This window comes from Thalassotalea insulae (genome assembly GCF_030161395.1).
GTDB lineage: Bacteria > Pseudomonadota > Gammaproteobacteria > Enterobacterales > Alteromonadaceae > Thalassotalea_E > Thalassotalea_E insulae.
Window position 1 is genome coordinate 2,027,751 of the sequence record NZ_BSST01000001.1, and the last position, 18,023, is coordinate 2,045,773.

The window sequence follows — 18,023 nt, forward strand, 5'->3', positions numbered from 1 at the left end:
AAAAGCTATGACTGTAGAAAATGAATACGGCTCTGACAGTATTAAAGTATTAAAAGGGCTCGACGCTGTTCGTAAAAGACCTGGTATGTATATTGGTGACACCGATGATGGCACTGGATTACATCATATGGTGTTCGAGGTGTTGGACAACTCAATTGATGAAGCTTTGGCTGGTCACTGTAATGATATCATTGTAAAAATCCACTTAGATGGCTCTGTCTCTGTAAAAGATGATGGTCGAGGAATTCCTACCGATCTTCATCCAGAAGAAGGTGTATCAGCTGCTGAAGTCATCATGACAGTACTACATGCTGGTGGTAAATTTGGTGGTGAAGATTCTGGTTATAAGGTATCCGGTGGTTTACATGGTGTTGGTATTTCCGTTGTAAACGCTTTAAGTGATAGATTAAAACTAACCATTCGTCGTGCTGGTAAATTACATGAGCAGGAATATCATTTAGGCGAACCACAAGAACCTTTAGCTGTTGTTGGTGAAAGTGATAATACCGGGACTGAAGTAAGGTTTTGGCCGAGCGCTACTATTTTTTCTGATATCGAATTTCACTATGATATTTTAGTTAAACGTATCCGTGAATTATCTTTCTTAAACTCTGGTGTATCAATAAAACTTATTGATGAACGTGAGGAAGGAAAAGAAGAACACTTCTTTTATGAAGGTGGTATTCAAGCATTTGTTGATTATCTTAATACCAATAAAACTCCTGTTAATGAAGAAATATTCTATTTTGATTTAGCACGAGAAGACGGCATAGTGGTAGAAGTCGCTATGCAGTGGAATGATGGCTTCCAGGAAAATATTTTCTGTTTTACAAATAACATTCCACAACGTGACGGTGGTACTCACTTAAGTGGTTTCCGTACGGCATTAACTCGTACTTTAAATGCTTATATGGTTAAAGAAGGGTTAAATAAATCCAAAAAAGGTGAAACTAGTGCCTCTGGTGATGATGCCCGTGAAGGTTTAACTGCCGTTATCTCGGTAAAAGTACCAGACCCTAAATTTTCATCACAGACTAAAGATAAGTTAGTATCATCAGAAGTGAAAACTGCTGTTGAACAAGCGATGGGTGAAAAGCTAGGTGAGTACCTACTTGAAAACCCTACGACAGCTAAAACCATTTTGATGAAGATCATTGATGCCGCGCGAGCACGTGAAGCTGCACGAAAAGCTCGAGAAATGACTCGCCGTAAAGGGGCACTTGATATTGCTGGTTTACCTGGCAAGTTAGCAGATTGCCAAGAAAAAGATCCGGCGCTTTCTGAACTATATATTGTGGAGGGTGATTCTGCGGGTGGTTCTGCTAAACAGGGGCGTAATCGTAAGAATCAGGCAATCTTACCGTTAAAAGGTAAAATATTAAACGTAGAGAAAGCGCGTTTCGATAAGATGATTTCTTCTGCTGAGGTTGGTACCTTAATTACGGCCTTAGGCTGTGGTATTGGTCGCGATGAATATGATCCTGATAAATTACGTTATCATAGTATTATTATCATGACCGATGCGGATGTTGATGGTTCTCATATTCGTACTTTATTGTTAACTTTTTTCTATCGTCAAATGCCGGAAATTATGGAGCGAGGTTATGTCTATATCGCACAGCCTCCTTTATATAAAGTGAAAAAAGGTAAGCAAGAACGCTATATTAAAGATGACGACGCGCTGATAGAGTATTTGACGTCATTGGCATTAGATAATGCAGCTATTTATGTTAATGAATCTGCGCCGGCAATTTCTGGTGTTGCATTAGAAAAAATGGTTAATGAATACCGTCAAACTAAAACTATTATTAAACGAGTGTCTCGTCAAATTCCTAAAGAAATCTTAGAACAAATGATCTATGGTCAGCCAATTGCGCCAGAGGATTTTAAAGATAAAGCTAAGGTTGATCAATGGACAAAAGAAATCACAACTAAATTACAAAACCAAGATGGTAATGGCTCTCTTTATGATGCACAGGTAAAACATGATCAGGAGCGTAATATTTATTTCGCTAGCTTCAATGTTTGTCAGCATGGTATCGATAGGGTTTATAACTGTAGTTATGAGTTTATTCAGTCTAATGAATTTGCCGCTATTATTAGCTTAAACAAAGCAATTAATGGTTTGATGGAAGAAGGTGCTTACGTTAAACGTGGTGATAAGACTAAAGTGGTTACGTCATTTGAACAAGCGCTAGATTGGTTAATGGCAGAATCAAAGCGTGGTCAGTATATACAGCGTTATAAAGGGTTGGGTGAAATGAACCCGGAACAATTATGGGAAACCACGATGGATCCAGAAACCAGACGTATGCTACAAGTGACTATAGAAGATGCTATTGCAGCGGATCAATTATTTAACACCTTAATGGGTGATCATGTTGAGCCGCGTCGAAACTTTATTGAAGAAAATGCGCTAAAAGTAGCAAACTTAGATATTTAGTTTTAACCTCTGATGAAAAAGGCCACTACATGTGGTCTTTTTTGTTAGAGATTAATAACTTATCTATAAATCAATAACAACAGATATCGGGTGTTGAATTGATAGACAAAATAACTCCCGGACATCATTATTAATGTTAGTTTGAATTTGAGTAAAAGCTCAATAAATTATCGCGAGTAACTAGTCGAATAAACAGACAAACGTTATACTAGCGCCAGTATCCAACTAACTCAGTATTAAAATCGGATAAACATGAGTACGTTTAACATAAAAACTTTCCAGGGCCTCATCTTACAATTACAAGATTATTGGTCACGACAAGGCTGTGTTATTGTTCAGCCACTTGACCTTGAAGTAGGAGCAGGTACGTTTCACCCTATGACATTTTTGCGCTCAATTGGCCCTGAGCCGATTAGCAGTGCTTATGTTCAACCTTGCCGTCGTCCTACCGATGGTCGTTACGGTGAAAACCCAAATCGTCTTCAGCATTATTATCAGTTTCAGGTAATGTTAAAGCCATCACCAAAGAATATTCAGGAGCTATATCTTAATTCTTTGAAGGAATTAGGAATCGATCCTTTAGTACATGATATCCGCTTTGTTGAAGATAACTGGGAATCGCCTACGCTTGGCGCCTGGGGGTTAGGTTGGGAAGTATGGTTAAACGGAATGGAGATCACTCAGTTTACTTACTTCCAGCAAGTTGGAGGCATAGAGTGTGCGCCTGTTACCGGTGAGATCACTTATGGTCTTGAACGTTTGGCGATGTATATTCAAAACGTCGATAGTATTTATGATCTTGTATGGACTGATGGTCCGATGGGAAAAGTACTGTATGGTGACGTTTTTCATCAGAATGAGGTTGAGCAATCAGCCTATAATTTTGAGCATGCTGATGTCGATGCTTTATTTAAAACATTTGACCAATGTGAAAAAGACAGTGAAAAACTCATTGAAGCAGGTTTAGCTTTACCAGCTTATGAACAAGTGATGAAAGCTTCTCACGCTTTCAATTTACTCGATGCGCGTCATGCTATTTCAGTTACCGAAAGACAGCGTTATATCTTACGGGTAAGAACTCTATCTAAAGCCTGTGCAGAAGCATATTATGCAACCAGAGAACAACTAGGCTTCCCTATGTGTCAATCTCAGCAAGCGGGGGAGTAATATTATGACAACAGAAACTTTATTAATTGAATTGGGAACTGAAGAGTTACCGCCAAAATCATTAAAAAAATTAGCGACGGTTTTTTATGATCAAATCGTAAGTCAGTTAGAAAATGCTGAATTAGCATTTGATAGCGCTACCTGGTATGCAACGCCTCGTCGGCTGGCTGTTAAGGTTAACGGACTTGCAGCTAAGCAACAAGATAAAGAAATTGAAAAGCGTGGTCCCGCAGTTAATGTGGCATTTGATCAGGATGGCAATCCAAGTAAGGCTGCTCAAGGTTGGGCAAAAGCTAATGGTATCACGGTTGAACAAGCACAACGCTTAACAACCGATAAAGGTGAATGGCTGTTACATAAAGCGATGCAGGCTGGACAAGGTGTTGAAGCGCTTATTCCTGATATGGTAAATACAGCTTTAAGTAAATTACCTATTCCTAAGCCGATGCGCTGGGGGAGTGAACGTATTCAGTTTATCCGACCTGTACATACACTAACCTTAATGTATGGAGAGACTATTCTTGCCGGTGAAGCTTTAGGTGTTAGTTCAAACAACTTGCTCCAAGGCCATCGTTTTCACCATCATGGCTTATTGACACTCACCCATGCCGATAATTATGAAGCAAGTTTAAAAGATGCGTATGTGCAAGTTGATTACCAGGCGAGACAACAATTAATTGTTGAGCAAATTAAAAAGGCTGAGCACGAACTGAATGGCGTGGCATTAGTTGATCAGGATTTGCTGGAAGAAGTGACTTCTTTAGTCGAATGGCCGGTCGCACTGATTGGTAGTTTTGATAAAGATTTTTTGCAAGTACCCGCAGAACCACTCATTTATTCGATGAAAGATCATCAAAAATATTTTCCGGTACAAGATCAACAAGGTAACTTACTTAATAAGTTTATTTTTATCACGAATATTGAAAGTAAAGAACCGGAAAAGGTCGTTTTTGGTAATGAAAAAGTAATACGTCCTCGCTTGGCAGATGCGGAATTCTTTTTCAAAACAGATAAAAAACAGTCATTAGAATCGCGCTTAGCAAGTTTAGAATCGGTCTTGTTCCAAAAACAATTGGGCACATTGAAAGCTAAATCTGAACGTATCGCCATGCTCAGTGAGCATATCGCTAAAACCATCAATGAAGATACTTTGTTGGCGTATCGTGCGGGCTTACTTAGTAAAACTGACCTGATGAGTGAAATGGTATTAGAGTTTCCTCAAGTTCAGGGCACTATGGGGAAATACTATGCTCAGCATGACGGTGAACAGCCAGCCGTTGCTCAGGCATTAGAAGATCAGTATCGTCCACGTTTTGCTGGTGATAGTCTACCTGAGGGTAATATCGGTTGTACCGTTGCTATTGCAGATAAAATTGACACCTTGGTTGGAATTTTTGGTATTAATCAGCCACCAAAAGGGGATAAAGACCCGTTTGCTTTACGTCGTGCTGCGATCGGTTTAATTCGTATTGTCATTGAAAAGCAATTGAACTTAGATATTACAGATCTGGTTGCTGAAAGTATTGCATTGTACGGTGATAAGTTAACCAATCAGGACACTCAACAGCAAGTGATTGATTTTGTTCTAGGTCGTTTTAGAGCGCATTATCAAGAACAAAATGTTGCGGTTGATGTTATTCAGGCAGTCCTTGCGAATGCACCTACAGCGCCATTAGATTTTGATAAGCGTGTCTCTGCGGTACAACATTTCAAAACGATGGCTGAAGCGGAAACGTTAGCGGCTGCGAATAAACGTGTTGGTAATATCTTAGCCAAATTTGATGGTGAATTATTTGCTGAGTTTAATCATGGGCTGGCAACTGAAGCTGCGGAAATTGCACTTGCTGAAACATTCGCCAAAATAGGTGATACAATAGCGCCATTGCAAGCTGCAAGGGATTATCAAGCGGTATTAACCGAGTTATCACAAATTAAACAGCCAATAGATACCTTCTTTGATAGCGTTATGGTGATGGCGGATGATGAACAGGTGAAAACTAACCGTTTGACCTTATTAAATAAGATCAGAAATAGCTTTTTAGCTATTGCTGATATTTCATTATTACAAAGCTAAAGTATGTAAGGTGGAAGGTAATTACTGCATTCCATTGATCGCGAATAAAAAAAGGAGCTAGAAGCTCCTTTTTTTAATGTTTTTTTATCAGGTATTGAAACGGCAATGAATCGGATTGTTGCGCGACTAATTCATGTTCCATAAAGCGACAGAAACTAGGTATATCGCGTGTGGTAGAAGGGTCATCAGCCAATACTAACAAGGTTTCTCCACTGGCTATTTTTCGGATGTTTTTCCGAACCATCATTACTGGCTCAGGACATCGCAAGCCAATAGCATCTAGCTGATGATCAGCATTTTCAAACAGGTCTTTCATTCTATACGGGTTACTTCTTAAACTGGCTGATATATCCAGATAATTGATACTGTGATTTTATCATAGTTGCATAATCTTCTGCTCGTTGTTTTGAATTAAAACTGTGACTAATAATGCGATAATAACTATTATTTTTAATTATTGAGAGTTTGAGTGCAGGTGCTCGATGCTGAATTTCACTATAAGCCAATTCCGCATTTGATAACTGATGGTATGCTCCAAGTTGCACATACCAATAATTAGGCATTAAGGTGCTCGTTTGCGGGATTCTTTGTATCTTTGTGCTATTTGCTTTTGCACTAACCCTAGTATTTGCGGTTTTATTAACGGCGGCAGGTGTATTGTTTACTGCCGGGCTTTGTTCCATAGCTGTTTGATTATTACTGTTAAACCTGCTGAATAACACATTATTACGGCCTAACTGTATACTAATGTTGAAATAGATGCTGTGATTGGTGTCTATTGCTTCACTGTTAAAGTGACTAAACTGACCGAGCTCCAATGAAACACGCTCAGTGAGTTGGTAATTAACGGCTAACATCAAATAGGGGGCTATTGCTGAGTCTCTGATCAGTTGCTTATTTGACGACGAAAAAGTCCAACCTAAACCCGTACCAGCTTTTATTGATAATTCATCGTTATAACGTTTGAGAAAGCTAGCACCGATGGAGAACTGCGCATAATCACCGAAAATATTAACCTCATTTTGCTCAACCTCTATATCATTACTTGACAGTAACCGGGCATCAAATTCAAACGCTTCGCTAAATTGCCATTGGTAAGCCGCTTGATAGCCAGGTGTGCTTTGTTGATCAAGGTGATAATTAACCCCGAGTCCGAATTTATGAATATCACTAGCAAGTGCGGCTTGAGTAGCGCATATCATCACAATTGCTGGAATTAGCTGTTTTTTCATTAAAATTGTTCGTTGTTTTCTATCATATTAACAGTTCATTGAGCGTTCTAAAATATGGCGAAAAAATGAATTTTGTCGATAAGGCTTGCTTTGTTATCTTTTGCTGAATAACCTTAAATGCAGATGTTAAATAAAGGCTGTGTTATGACCCGTTTTTTCCTTATTGTCGCCTTATTTTCCAGCATAGTGACTAATGTTTATGCCGATGAAAATACCTTATTAAGAAAAACCTTCGAAAAAGCTGAAAAGCAAATTTGGAAGGCAAATTCTGCTACATATCAAACACTCTATAATCGCTTACATTTTTATCCGCTGCAGCCGTATTTAGATCAAAAACGCTTAATGACGCGTATGCGACTATCGTCGGCCAAAGAGATTGCAAATTTTTTAACAAAATATGAGGGCAGTCCGCTGGATTGGCCGCTTCGGAAAAAGTGGCTAAACTATTTGATCAAGCGTAATCGTCAGAGCTTATATATCGAATTTTTCCAGCCAACGGCTGATGCAAAGTTAACCTGTTACTATCTTCGCTATCAGTTAAATAAAGGGGCTGAAGAAAAACCAATACTCGCTCAAGTTTCCAGCTTGTGGGAAGTAGGAAAATCACAACCTAAGGCTTGTGATCCGTTATTTAAACGCTGGCAGCAAGTTGGGCTGAGAACGCCGGAGGTAGTGTGGCGGCGATTGGCTAAAGCGGCCGATGGCGGTAAACATACCTTAATTCCATACTTAACATCATTGCTGCCGAAAGAGGAACAATATCTTGGTAAGCTTTGGCATAAAGTACGCAGAGACCCCGCTTATATTACTAATCTATCTCGTTTTCCGACTAAAAATGCTAAAGAGACTAATGTTTTTGTTTATGGAATAAAAAGATTGATTTGGCGTGATCAGGGGCGGGCGATAGCTTCCTATCAGCAAGCGAAAAAAGTATTTAACTTTAGCTATCAGCAACAACAACAAATAGCTTTTAAGTTTGCGTTAGCGTTAGCCAGTAAGCACCACCCTAAAGCTTCTTATTGGATAGAGCAGGTGGATGATAGTCATCTTACTGGTAATTTGGTGCAATGGAAAATTGCCGATGTTTTAAGAAAACAACAGTGGCCAGCTATTAAGCAAGCATTATTATCTTTGCCAAAGCCACTGCAAAAAAGCCAGCAGTGGCAGTACTGGTATGCTCGTAGCTTACTAGCAACGGATGAAATACAACAAGGTCAACAATTGATGGCAACGCTTGCCGACAAGCGCCATTATTATGGATTTTTAGCAGCAGGTTTTTCCGATAAACCGATGAACCTTCAGAATAAACCTCTGCAAATTACCGAGCAGGAGAAACAGGCGCTATTTGAAAACAGTGCTGGTAAACGTGCATTCGAATTATTTCATCTTGGTCGCTATTATTTTGCACGTAAAGAATGGAACTATTGGCTAAATCAACTCGATGACAGGCAAAAATTAGTTGCAGCTAAATTGGCAAATGAAATTGGTTGGTTCGATCGGGCTATTTTTACTCTATCCCAGGTTGGTTATATGGATGATGTTGATTTGCGTTTTCCATTGGCATTTAATGATGAAATTAATCATCACGCAAGTAAGCATGCGATCAATCCTGCCTGGGCATTTGCCATCACTCGGCGAGAAAGCTCATTTATGGCGGACGCAAATTCATCAGTTGGTGCTAAAGGCTTGATGCAGTTGATGCCAGCGACGGCAAAATTATTAACACGCCGTAAAAAAGTGTCAAATAAATACCTGTTAGATAGTGAAAACAATATTAATCTGGGCACTAAGTATCTGAAAAATTTGTTAGATAGACATCAGGGCAATCAGGTGTTAGCTACGGCAGCTTATAATGCTGGGCCGTCACGAGTAAAAAAATGGTTAAAAACAGCGTCGTCATTGCCGGCTGATATCTGGATAGAAACTATTCCGTTTAGAGAAACACGGGAGTATGTTAAAAGCGTGCTTGCTTATCAACAGATTTACCAGCAAAAAGTCGGACAATCTAGTCGCCTGTTTGAGCAATTGCACCGTAAGAACATTAGCCAGCTGTAAACACTTTTCCTTCGGCTAATGTACAGTCATCTAGGCTATGATAAGATAGATAAAAATTCTAGTGGTGAAGAGATCTTATGAGTAAATTAGCATCTTTGTATCCTGGCCATTTGGCTGAGCTGCAAGTGAGAGCAAAAAATGCATTAACCAGAGAAAACTTGCAAGGGATTGTGATTCATTCCGGGCAAGAGTTAAAAGTATTTCTCGATGATTTAGGTTACCCATTTAAAGTTAATCCTCACTTTAAACACTGGTTACCATTGGTTGATGTACCTAATTCCTGGCTTATCGTTAACGGCGAAGATAAACCTAAGTTGATTTATTATCAACCAGTTGATTTTTGGCATAAAGTGTTGCCGTTACCCGAGAGCTATTGGACAGAATTTTTTGATATTCAGGTGTTAACTACAGCAAAAGATGTTGATCAGTTATTACCTTATGATAAAAATGGTTTTGCTTATATCGGGGCACACGTAGAGGTGGCACAAGCGTTAGGCTTTGAAAATATTAATTCTGAACCTTTGCTTAATTATTTGCATTTTCATCGGGCTTATAAAACGGAGTATGAACAAGAATGTATGCGTCGTTCAAATCGTCTAGCCGTCGCTGGACATATGGCGGCGAGAGATGCATTTTTTGATGGCGCTTCTGAATATGATATTCAGCAGACGTATTTAAAAGCGACTCAACATACTGAAACGGAAACACCTTACGGCAATATTGTCGCATTAAATCAAAATACCGCAATCTTGCACTATACCGCGTTAGAAAGGGAAGTACCGCAGGCTCATCGTTCTTTTTTAATTGATGCGGGCGCAAATTATAATGGCTATGCGTCGGATATTACCCGTACCTATTCATTTAAACGAGATAAGTTTGCAGAACTGATCGCTCGAATGAATAAGTTGATGCTAAAAGCGGTTGATGGATTGAAACCGGGCAAAAGTTATGTTGATTTACATATTGAAACCTATAACGACATTGCCAATGTTTTACATGAGTTTGGTTTTATCAAGGTTGATCCTGCACTGGCGATTGAAGCTGGCATTGTCAGCACCTTCTTTCCGCACGGCCTTGGTCATCATTTAGGATTGCAAACTCATGATGTCGGTGGTTTTATGGCGGATGAACGTGGCACCCATATTGAGACTCCAGAGCCTCATAGCTTTTTAAGAACCTCTCGAGTGGTTGAAAGCAATCAGGTCTTTACTATTGAACCGGGTTTGTATTTTATTGATTCATTGTTGGCTGAACTTAAACAGTCGGCTCATCGCGATATGATCAATTGGCAACAAATTGATGAAATGCGGCCTTTTGGTGGTATTCGAATTGAAGATAATATCATTGTTCATCAATCCCATAATGAAAATATGACGCGTGAGCTTGAATTAAATTAAGAGAGCGTTTTGACATCTTCCTATTCAATTGCGGCTAACGAAGTAATCGATGAAACTGTGGTTACCCGTAGTCGCTTTATTTGCTATTTGGCCCCTTGCCAATCAAAAGAGGCGGCTAAACTATTCTTAAAGCAGATTCAACAATTGCACCCGCAGGCGAGCCATCATTGTTATGCTTTTGTCTGTGCTCATCCGTTAGATAGCCAAAGCTATGGTTTTTCTGATGATGGAGAGCCTTCAGGTACTGCTGGGCGTCCGATGCTGGCAGTGTTACAGGGTAGTGGAATTGGCGAAATTATCGCGGTTGTTGTTCGTTATTTTGGTGGTACTAAATTAGGTACTGGTGGGTTGCAGCGTGCTTATGGTGCAAGCGTGCGCCAGGCACTCGTTCATCTTCAAACAAAAACGAAAATACCTATGGTAGAGAAGACGTTGGCGTGTCAGTATACTCAAGTAAATGATGTGCTGCATTTAATTGAAAAAAATGGTGGGCAAATTATCGAGCAAAACTTTCAAACTGACGTTAATTTGTCGTTATTAATTCCGGCAGATAATATCCAGCAGATAAAGACTCAGTTGCAAACTTTGAGCTCTGGGCAATTGGCATTAAAATCAAAAGAACCGTAATACCAATTGAAATAAATATTTAACCTATTCAGAGCTGTGTCAGAGAAGTTAGAACAAAACAAATTGATGCCAGTGTAGCATTCTCCATCAAAGCAATTTGTAAAGTTATCACTTTTCTGACAAGCTCCCAACGGGCGAGTTTAAAAGGCTTACATGCTGCGTTATTGATTTTGCTAAGGGAATAACCATTAGTTACAATCAAAGCCTTGCCTATAAGCCTTTTAATTATCGCTGAATGGCCAAATGTTTAATTCACTTGGTATAAATAATAAAAACAAACGTAACTTATTGTGCAATATAAAAATATAATCCGAATATTGGGAATTTTGGTCGCTTTACTGAGTGTTACCATGTTGCCACCTGCGTTGATTTCTATGGTTTATCGTGATGGTGGCGGGGTCTCCTTTTTGATGGCATTTTTATTTTGCTTAGTGATGGGTGGGTTGTCCTGGTATCCAAACCGTAATGAAAAAGGCGATTTACGGGCGCGCGAAGGATTCCTTATCGTTGTTTTGTTCTGGACGGTGCTGGCGAGTTTTTCTGCTATTCCATTGATGTTACTGGAACAGCCAAACTTATCTGTTGCCGATGCATTTTTTGAGTCATTTTCCGGATTAACAACAACTGGTGCCACGATATTAAATAAAATTGATGGCTTACCTCATGCCGTACTTTGGTACCGCCAGCAATTGCAATGGCTTGGTGGTATGGGGATTATTGTATTAGCGGTGGCAGTATTACCTATGCTTGGGGTCGGTGGCATGCAGTTATATCGGGCAGAAACCCCAGGCCCGGTGAAAGAGTCAAAGATGACGCCTAGGATAGCGGATACCGCAAAACATCTCTGGTATATTTATTTATCATTAACTGTGGCATGCTCATTAAGTTATTGGGCGGCGGGTATGACAGTATTTGATGCGATTTGTCATGCGTTTTCTACCATTGCCATAGGGGGGTTTTCCACCCATGATTTAAGCATGGGGTATTTTGATAGTCCGTTAATTAACTTTGTTTGTGTTTTGTTTTTATTAATTGCCGGCGTTAACTTTGCGTTGCATTTTGCTGTTGTTCACAGCCGTTCATTACGTACCTATTTTTATGACCCTGAATTTAAAGCCTTTATTACCATTCAATTGGTACTGACACTGATTTGTTTTATCGTGCTGATGAGTTTTAGTGTTTATGATTCAACATTTGATACCCTAGATCAGGCATTGTTTCAGGCGGTTTCTATTAGTACCACAGCTGGTTTTGCTACAACATCATTTGCTGATTGGCCAACTTTGCTGCCGATATTACTTATTTTTTCCAGTTTTATTGGTGGTTGTGCCGGTAGTACTGGTGGTGGTATGAAAGTAGTGCGTATTGTTTTGCTTTATTTACAAGGGATACGTGAGCTTAAGAAACTCGTACATCCGAAAGCTATTTTTACGATTAAACTGGGGGCTAAAGCCTTACCTAATCGTGTGGTTGAAGCTATTTGGGGCTTCTTTTCTGCTTATGCTGCGGTGTTTGTTGTCTGTATGTTAGCGCTGTTGGCTGCAGGCGTTGATGATATTACTGCTTTTACAGCGGTAGCTGCTTGTTTAAATAACCTTGGACCCGGCTTAGGAGAGGTTGCGGCTAACTTTTCAGGCCTTAGCGATTTTAGTAAGTGGGTACTTATTATCGCGATGCTCTTTGGCCGGCTTGAAATCTTTACTCTATTGGTGCTGTTCACTCCTGCTTTTTGGCGCTCTTAGCAAAAACGTTATTACTGTCTAAATTTTTTACAATTGTATTAATTAATAACTAGTAGCTATGTTTATCATATTGATTGTTAACTATTTATTCTTTTTGGTTTGAATTTTGCAGTGTGCTCGATTCTAATTAGTTTAATAACTTTATAAAGGAAAAAAGTTAATGAAAAACAATTTATTAATAACCAATATTAAAATAATAGCGTCAGCGATGCTGTTTGCTTTATCACTTAATACCCAAGCCTCTGTTATTTTTGATTCAGGTTTACCTGCTGGCTGGAATTGTGAAGGAACTTGTGGTACTGCAGGTGCAGATGGAGATGTGACTGAATCGTCATTTGGTGGCAATTATGGCTGGGTAGCAACTACTGATGGTGAAGCAGGAGTTGGGTTAGAAGGTATCGGGGGAACTACGGGTTCAGTATTAACTTCTAGTCTATTTTCAGCAGAAGCTGGTGATGACTTAAACTTCTTTTTTAACTATGTGACCTCTGACGGCGCTGGCTTTGCTGATTATGGTTGGGCAAGATTATTGGATGAAGCATTTAATCAAGTGGCTATTTTGTTTACTGCTCGTACTCTAGAAAGTGGAAATATAGTGCCTGGTTTTGGTATGCCAGCACCTGAAGCAACTTTATCGCCAGCAACGGTGGAAATTATTGGTGGTGCACCAACATGGTCGCCATTAGGGGGTGATTCTGGTGATTGTTATAAAGCTGGTTGTGGCTACACAGGTTGGATAGAATCAAATTATTCTATTGCTAATGCTGGAAATTATTATCTAGAATTTGGTACCGTTAACTGGGATGACAGCCAGTACCAATCAGGCTTAGCATTTGATGGTATTTCCGTTGGTGGTGATGTGGTTGGCGAACCGGTTGATGTACCGGAACCACAAACTGCTATATTATTTGTTTTAGCGTTAGCTGGTTTAGCGAGAAAAAAGTATAGTTAATACTAGCCTTTTTGTTTAAAAGCCTAGCAATTTTGTTAGGCTTTTTTATTGCGTTAAAAAAACTGCAGCGGGTCAACGTAAAACAGTTTTTCGACATCTGAAATGTATTTCTTGTTTACTAAAAATAATATCACGTGATCTTCTGCCTGGATTACTGTGTTGGAGTGAGCAATTACTACTTCTTCATCACGCACAATAGCCCCAATCGTTGTCCCTGGTGGTAGTTTTAATGAGGCTATGGCTCTGCCAATAACCTTGGATGATTTTTCATTGCCTTTAGCGACGATTTCTATCGCTTCTGCTGCACCGCCACGTAAGCTGTAAACATTGTCTATACTGCCTTTACGCACATGGGTTAATAACGCAGAAATAGTTGCGTGCTGTGGTGATACTGCAATATCAATGTTACTGCCGTGTACTAGGTCGATATAGGCACTGCGTTGGATTAGAACCATAGCTTTACGAACACCAAGTCGTTTTGCGAGTAGCGAAGACATGATATTGGCTTCATCATCATTGGTAACCGCGATAAAAACATCAAACTGGTCAATATGTTCTTCCACTAATAGTTCCTGATCGGAAGAATCGCCAACAAAAACTAAGGTATCATTGAGTTCAGACGCTAGATAAGCTGCACGCTTGGGTGTGTGTTCTATTAATTTTACCTGGTGATTTTTCTCCAGCATTTTAGCTAAACCGGCGCCTATATTACCGCCTCCTGCTATCATAATTCGTTTATAGGCAGGCTCCAGTTTTTGTAATTCATTCATTACGGCGCGAATGTGGATAGTGGCGGCAATGAAGAATACTTCATCGTCTGCTTCAATTACCGTAGTACCTAACGGGCGAATAGGTTTACCATTTCGATAAATTGCAGCGACTCGGGTATCAATATTGGGTATATGTTCTCTTAGTGTTGATAAAGCATGACCCACTAACAAGCCGCCATAATAGGCTTTTACCGCAACCAGACTGACTTTACCACCGGCAAATTCCAATACCTGGAGTGCACCTGGGTAATCGATTAAGCGAGCGATATCTCGAGTAACTAATTGCTCTGGTGCTATGACATGATCAACCGGAATATTGTCATTTTGAAATAATTGTTCCTGATATTTAAGTATTTTGGCTGAGCGAATACGGGCAATTTTACTGGCGGTATTAAATAGTGAATAGCAAATTTGGCAGGCAATCATATTAACTGAATCATCGCTGGTAACCGCAATGACCAGTTCTGCGTCTTCTGCGCCAGCTTTTTTCAGGACATCTGGGTGTGAACCGTGGCCAGTAACCACCTGTAGATCCATTTTATCTTGCAGTTCGCGCAGGATTTCGCTGTTGGTATCGATTAAGGTGATCTCGTTACGTTCACCTACCAGATTTTCCGCTAAGGTGCCGCCTACTTGTCCTGCGCCGATTATCACTATTTTCATTTTATTTTACCAAAGTGCCTTTATATTCTTTTGGTTAATTTTGCGTAATAAAACCCATCCATTGATTGCTGATTAGGTAAAATCTGCCAGCCAATGGTGTCGCTATTGCTATTGAGTGATACTAGTTCAGCGTTAGGTTCTTTATTAATAAATTGCTGAATTTGCTCACAGTTTTCTTCAGGTAAAATACTACAGGTTGCATAAAGCAAGGTACCACCCGGTTTAAGTAAAGACCATACTTTCGTTAAAATTTGTTGTTGTAATATCACCAGCTTATCTATGTCACTTGCTTGTCTGAGCCATTTGATATCGGGATGACGGCGAATAACACCTGTACCTGAGCACGGGGCATCGAGCAAGATCCGATCAAATAATTCACCATCCCACCAACTCTCAGGATCCGAGGCATCACCAGCAATGGTTTTGGCACTGAGATTGAGCCGAGATAAGTTTTCTTTGACCCTAGCCAATCGGTTTTCATCGACGTCGATTGCAGTCATTGACGCAATACCTGGTGTGAGCTCAAGCATATGGCAGGTTTTTCCGCCAGGTGCAGCGCAACAATCAAGTACACGGTCACCGCTTTGACAATCTAGTAGCACAGCGGCTTGTTGTGCTGCACCATCTTGAATTGAAACCTCACCGTGATTGAATCCAGGTAAAGAGCCTACATCAACGGGAGTCACCAGTTTGATTGCTCCTGAATTGCTATCTACTAGTTCAATATCAATTTTTGCCTGTTTGAGCTGTTCTTGGTAGTGCGCAACGCTGTTTTGTAACTGGTTGACCCTCAGCCACATCGGTGGTTTTGCCATATTAGCGGTTAATACTTGCTGCCAATCACTTGGATATGCCTGTTTAATTTTATTGATAAACCAACTGGGGTGATTAAATTTTATTGCGTCTGCAACCTCTGACTGACCGTCGGCGCTCATTCGTTGGAAGCCGCGTAACACTCCGTTAACCAAGGCTTTTAAGTGAAAATGCTTCAAAGGTTTAGTTGCCGCAACAGATTCACTGACTGCAGCATGATCAGGAATGCGAGTATATTTTATCTGGTAAATGCCCACTAAAATCAGAAAATGTACTACCCGTTGTTTACCTTTTAACGGCTTTGTCACTAATTGCCGGCAGCTATGTTCTAATTCGGGTAGGTAACGTAACACGCCATAACAAAGCTCCTGTAATAGACCTTTATCTTTCCCAGCTACTTTTTCCTGCAATTGGGGTAATTCATCTGCTAAGCTGCGGCCTTTATCGACAACCGCATAACAGCACTTAGCGGCTAGTGCTCTAACATTTGCACTCATGGGTTATCTCAATTGTCCGTTAATGGATTGTCCTGTTTTAAACCAGTTTGCTTTACTGTTAAGTATGTCTGCAACTGCCATGGCTTTTTTGTTTGGTAATTGTAGGCTTTCTAGCTTTAATGCTTGCTCACTGGTCGCTATCGTTATGCCTGTTTTATCGACATCGATAATGGTACCTGGTTGAACCGGCGCACTATTTTTTACAACACTAGCTTGCCAGACTCTAATACGATGTTCTTTTGTCTTATCGTCGATAAAAGTGAACTGTGCAACAGGCCAAGGGATATAAGCACGTAACTTTTGATGCAATACTTTTGCTGGTAAATGCCAGTTTAACTCAGCTTCAGACTTATCTAGCTTTGTTGCGTACGTCGCTTGTTCGTTATCTTGTTTAATTGCCTGGTGTTTATTTTCAGCCATTAAGGATAAGGTCTCTAATAACGCTTTTGGCCCCAGTTCTGCTAGCTTTTGATAAATGCTGGTGCTGGTGTCCTGCTCGGTAATATCGCACAAGGCGGTTAATAGCATATCACCAGTATCGAGTCCTTCGTCCATTTGCATGATGGTGACCCCGGTTTGCTGATCACCTGACTCTACTGCTCGTTGAATAGGGGCTGCACCACGCCATTTTGGTAGTATCGAACCATGCACATTAATACAGCCAAGTCTTGGCGCCTTTAGAATGACTTTTGGTAACAACAAACCGTAGGCAACTACCACCATGACGTCGGCTTTAAGTTCGATTAATGCTTTCTGGTCTGCTTGTTCTTTAAAATTTAATGGTTGAATGACTGGGATCTCATGAGCAAGAGCCAGTTGTTTAGTTTGGCAAGCGGTGATCTTTTTACCGCGGCCCGCAGGTTTATCTGGTGGACAATAAACGGCGACAACATTGTGAGGAGAATCTATTAGCGCTGCAAGATGCTGGGCAGCAAAGTCGGGCGTGCCAGCAAAAATAATGTTTAATGGTTTTGACATATAATTTCTGTTGTTAAGTAAGTTAGGCGTTGGCTTTCGCTAAACGCGCTTCTTTTTCAAGCTTGGTCTGAATGCGTTTACGCTTCAGTGGTGACAGATAGTCAACAAACAGCACACCGTTCAGGTGATCTAGCTCATGCTGAATACAGATTGCGAGCAACTCTTCACCGTCCAGTTCGAATTCGTTACCGTCTCGATCAAGTGCTCTTACCGTAACTTCTGTGTGACGATCCACTTTGGCGTAATTACCGGGTACCGATAAACAACCTTCTTCGTTGATCATCGTTTCTTCATTTTTTCTGATGATTTCCGGATTGATCAATACATAGGATTGTTCCTTGTTTTCGGAAACATCAATGACTACGATACGTTGGTGGATATTAACCTGGGTTGCTGCTAGGCCGACACCATTTTCTGCATACATGGTTTCAAACATATCGTCGACAATTTGTCGAATATTGTCATCGACCACTTCAACTGGTTTTGCTTTGGTTCTTAATCTTGGATCTGGAAATGTTAAAACGTCTAATATAGCCATAATTTTTCAAAAGAATTCGCGAAATTTCGCATAGAGTGTTATGTTTCAATTTTAGCCATTAAATAAAATTAATCC

At 40.2% G+C, this 18,023-nt stretch carries 14 protein-coding genes; 8 read left to right on the forward strand and 6 right to left on the reverse strand.

Features of this window, described 5'->3' with window-relative positions:
* The first annotated feature begins 7 nt into the window (after nucleotides 1-7).
* The 3 genes from gyrB to glyS all read left to right on the forward strand — a co-directional run bounded on the left by gyrB (nucleotide 8) and on the right by glyS (nucleotide 5,684).
* Complete coding sequence (gene gyrB / locus QQK06_RS09260; RefSeq protein ID WP_284244381.1) at nucleotides 8-2,443, forward strand: DNA topoisomerase (ATP-hydrolyzing) subunit B; 2,436 nt, start codon at nucleotides 8-10, stop codon at nucleotides 2,441-2,443.
* A 252-nt stretch (nucleotides 2,444-2,695) separates the two neighbouring features.
* Nucleotides 2,696-3,610: a glycine--tRNA ligase subunit alpha gene (gene glyQ, locus QQK06_RS09265; RefSeq protein WP_284244382.1), complete on the forward strand. Its 915-nt coding sequence runs from the start codon at nucleotides 2,696-2,698 to the stop codon at nucleotides 3,608-3,610.
* A gap of 4 nt (nucleotides 3,611-3,614) precedes the next feature.
* Nucleotides 3,615-5,684 (forward strand): glycine--tRNA ligase subunit beta, encoded by a 2,070-nt coding sequence (gene glyS / locus QQK06_RS09270; protein WP_284244383.1) that lies wholly within the window; start codon nucleotides 3,615-3,617, stop codon nucleotides 5,682-5,684.
* A 73-nt stretch (nucleotides 5,685-5,757) separates the two neighbouring features.
* On the opposite strand, the gene tusA is transcribed toward glyS, so the two are convergent.
* Nucleotides 5,758-6,000: a sulfurtransferase TusA gene (gene tusA / locus QQK06_RS09275; RefSeq protein ID WP_284244384.1), complete on the reverse strand. Its 243-nt coding sequence runs from the start codon at nucleotides 5,998-6,000 to the stop codon at nucleotides 5,758-5,760.
* A gap of 10 nt (nucleotides 6,001-6,010) precedes the next feature.
* A complete protein-coding gene (locus QQK06_RS09280) occupies nucleotides 6,011-6,916 on the reverse strand; it encodes an SPOR domain-containing protein (protein WP_284244385.1) in 906 nt (301 codons plus the stop codon).
* A gap of 144 nt (nucleotides 6,917-7,060) precedes the next feature.
* On the opposite strand from QQK06_RS09280, the gene QQK06_RS09285 reads away from it, so the two are divergent.
* The 5 genes from QQK06_RS09285 to QQK06_RS09305 all read left to right on the forward strand — a co-directional run bounded on the left by QQK06_RS09285 (nucleotide 7,061) and on the right by QQK06_RS09305 (nucleotide 13,689).
* On the forward strand, nucleotides 7,061-8,971 hold the full coding sequence (locus tag QQK06_RS09285) for a transglycosylase SLT domain-containing protein (protein WP_284244386.1): 1,911 nt from the start codon (nucleotides 7,061-7,063) through the stop codon (nucleotides 8,969-8,971).
* A 77-nt stretch (nucleotides 8,972-9,048) separates the two neighbouring features.
* Nucleotides 9,049-10,368: a Xaa-Pro dipeptidase gene (gene pepQ / locus QQK06_RS09290; protein WP_284244387.1), complete on the forward strand. Its 1,320-nt coding sequence runs from the start codon at nucleotides 9,049-9,051 to the stop codon at nucleotides 10,366-10,368.
* Between the two features lie 9 nt (nucleotides 10,369-10,377).
* Nucleotides 10,378-10,995, forward strand: coding sequence for a YigZ family protein (locus tag QQK06_RS09295; protein WP_284244388.1), 618 nt, complete (start codon nucleotides 10,378-10,380; stop codon nucleotides 10,993-10,995).
* Between the two features lie 290 nt (nucleotides 10,996-11,285).
* Nucleotides 11,286-12,737 (forward strand): TrkH family potassium uptake protein, encoded by a 1,452-nt coding sequence (locus QQK06_RS09300; RefSeq protein ID WP_284244389.1) that lies wholly within the window; start codon nucleotides 11,286-11,288, stop codon nucleotides 12,735-12,737.
* A 160-nt stretch (nucleotides 12,738-12,897) separates the two neighbouring features.
* A complete protein-coding gene (locus QQK06_RS09305; protein ID WP_284244390.1) occupies nucleotides 12,898-13,689 on the forward strand; it encodes an NF038132 family protein in 792 nt (263 codons plus the stop codon).
* A gap of 53 nt (nucleotides 13,690-13,742) precedes the next feature.
* On the opposite strand, the gene trkA is transcribed toward QQK06_RS09305, so the two are convergent.
* From trkA to def, 4 genes are read right to left on the reverse strand one after another with little or no spacing between them, the layout of a single operon-like run.
* Nucleotides 13,743-15,122 (reverse strand): Trk system potassium transporter TrkA, encoded by a 1,380-nt coding sequence (gene trkA / locus QQK06_RS09310; protein ID WP_284244391.1) that lies wholly within the window; start codon nucleotides 15,120-15,122, stop codon nucleotides 13,743-13,745.
* A 20-nt stretch (nucleotides 15,123-15,142) separates the two neighbouring features.
* Nucleotides 15,143-16,432: a 16S rRNA (cytosine(967)-C(5))-methyltransferase RsmB gene (gene rsmB / locus QQK06_RS09315; RefSeq protein WP_284244392.1), complete on the reverse strand. Its 1,290-nt coding sequence runs from the start codon at nucleotides 16,430-16,432 to the stop codon at nucleotides 15,143-15,145.
* Nucleotides 16,433-16,435: 3 nt separating this feature from the next.
* Complete coding sequence (gene fmt, locus QQK06_RS09320) at nucleotides 16,436-17,410, reverse strand: methionyl-tRNA formyltransferase (protein WP_284244393.1); 975 nt, start codon at nucleotides 17,408-17,410, stop codon at nucleotides 16,436-16,438.
* Between the two features lie 22 nt (nucleotides 17,411-17,432).
* Nucleotides 17,433-17,948: a peptide deformylase gene (gene def, locus QQK06_RS09325; RefSeq protein WP_284244394.1), complete on the reverse strand. Its 516-nt coding sequence runs from the start codon at nucleotides 17,946-17,948 to the stop codon at nucleotides 17,433-17,435.
* Between the last annotated feature and the right edge of the window lie 75 nt (nucleotides 17,949-18,023).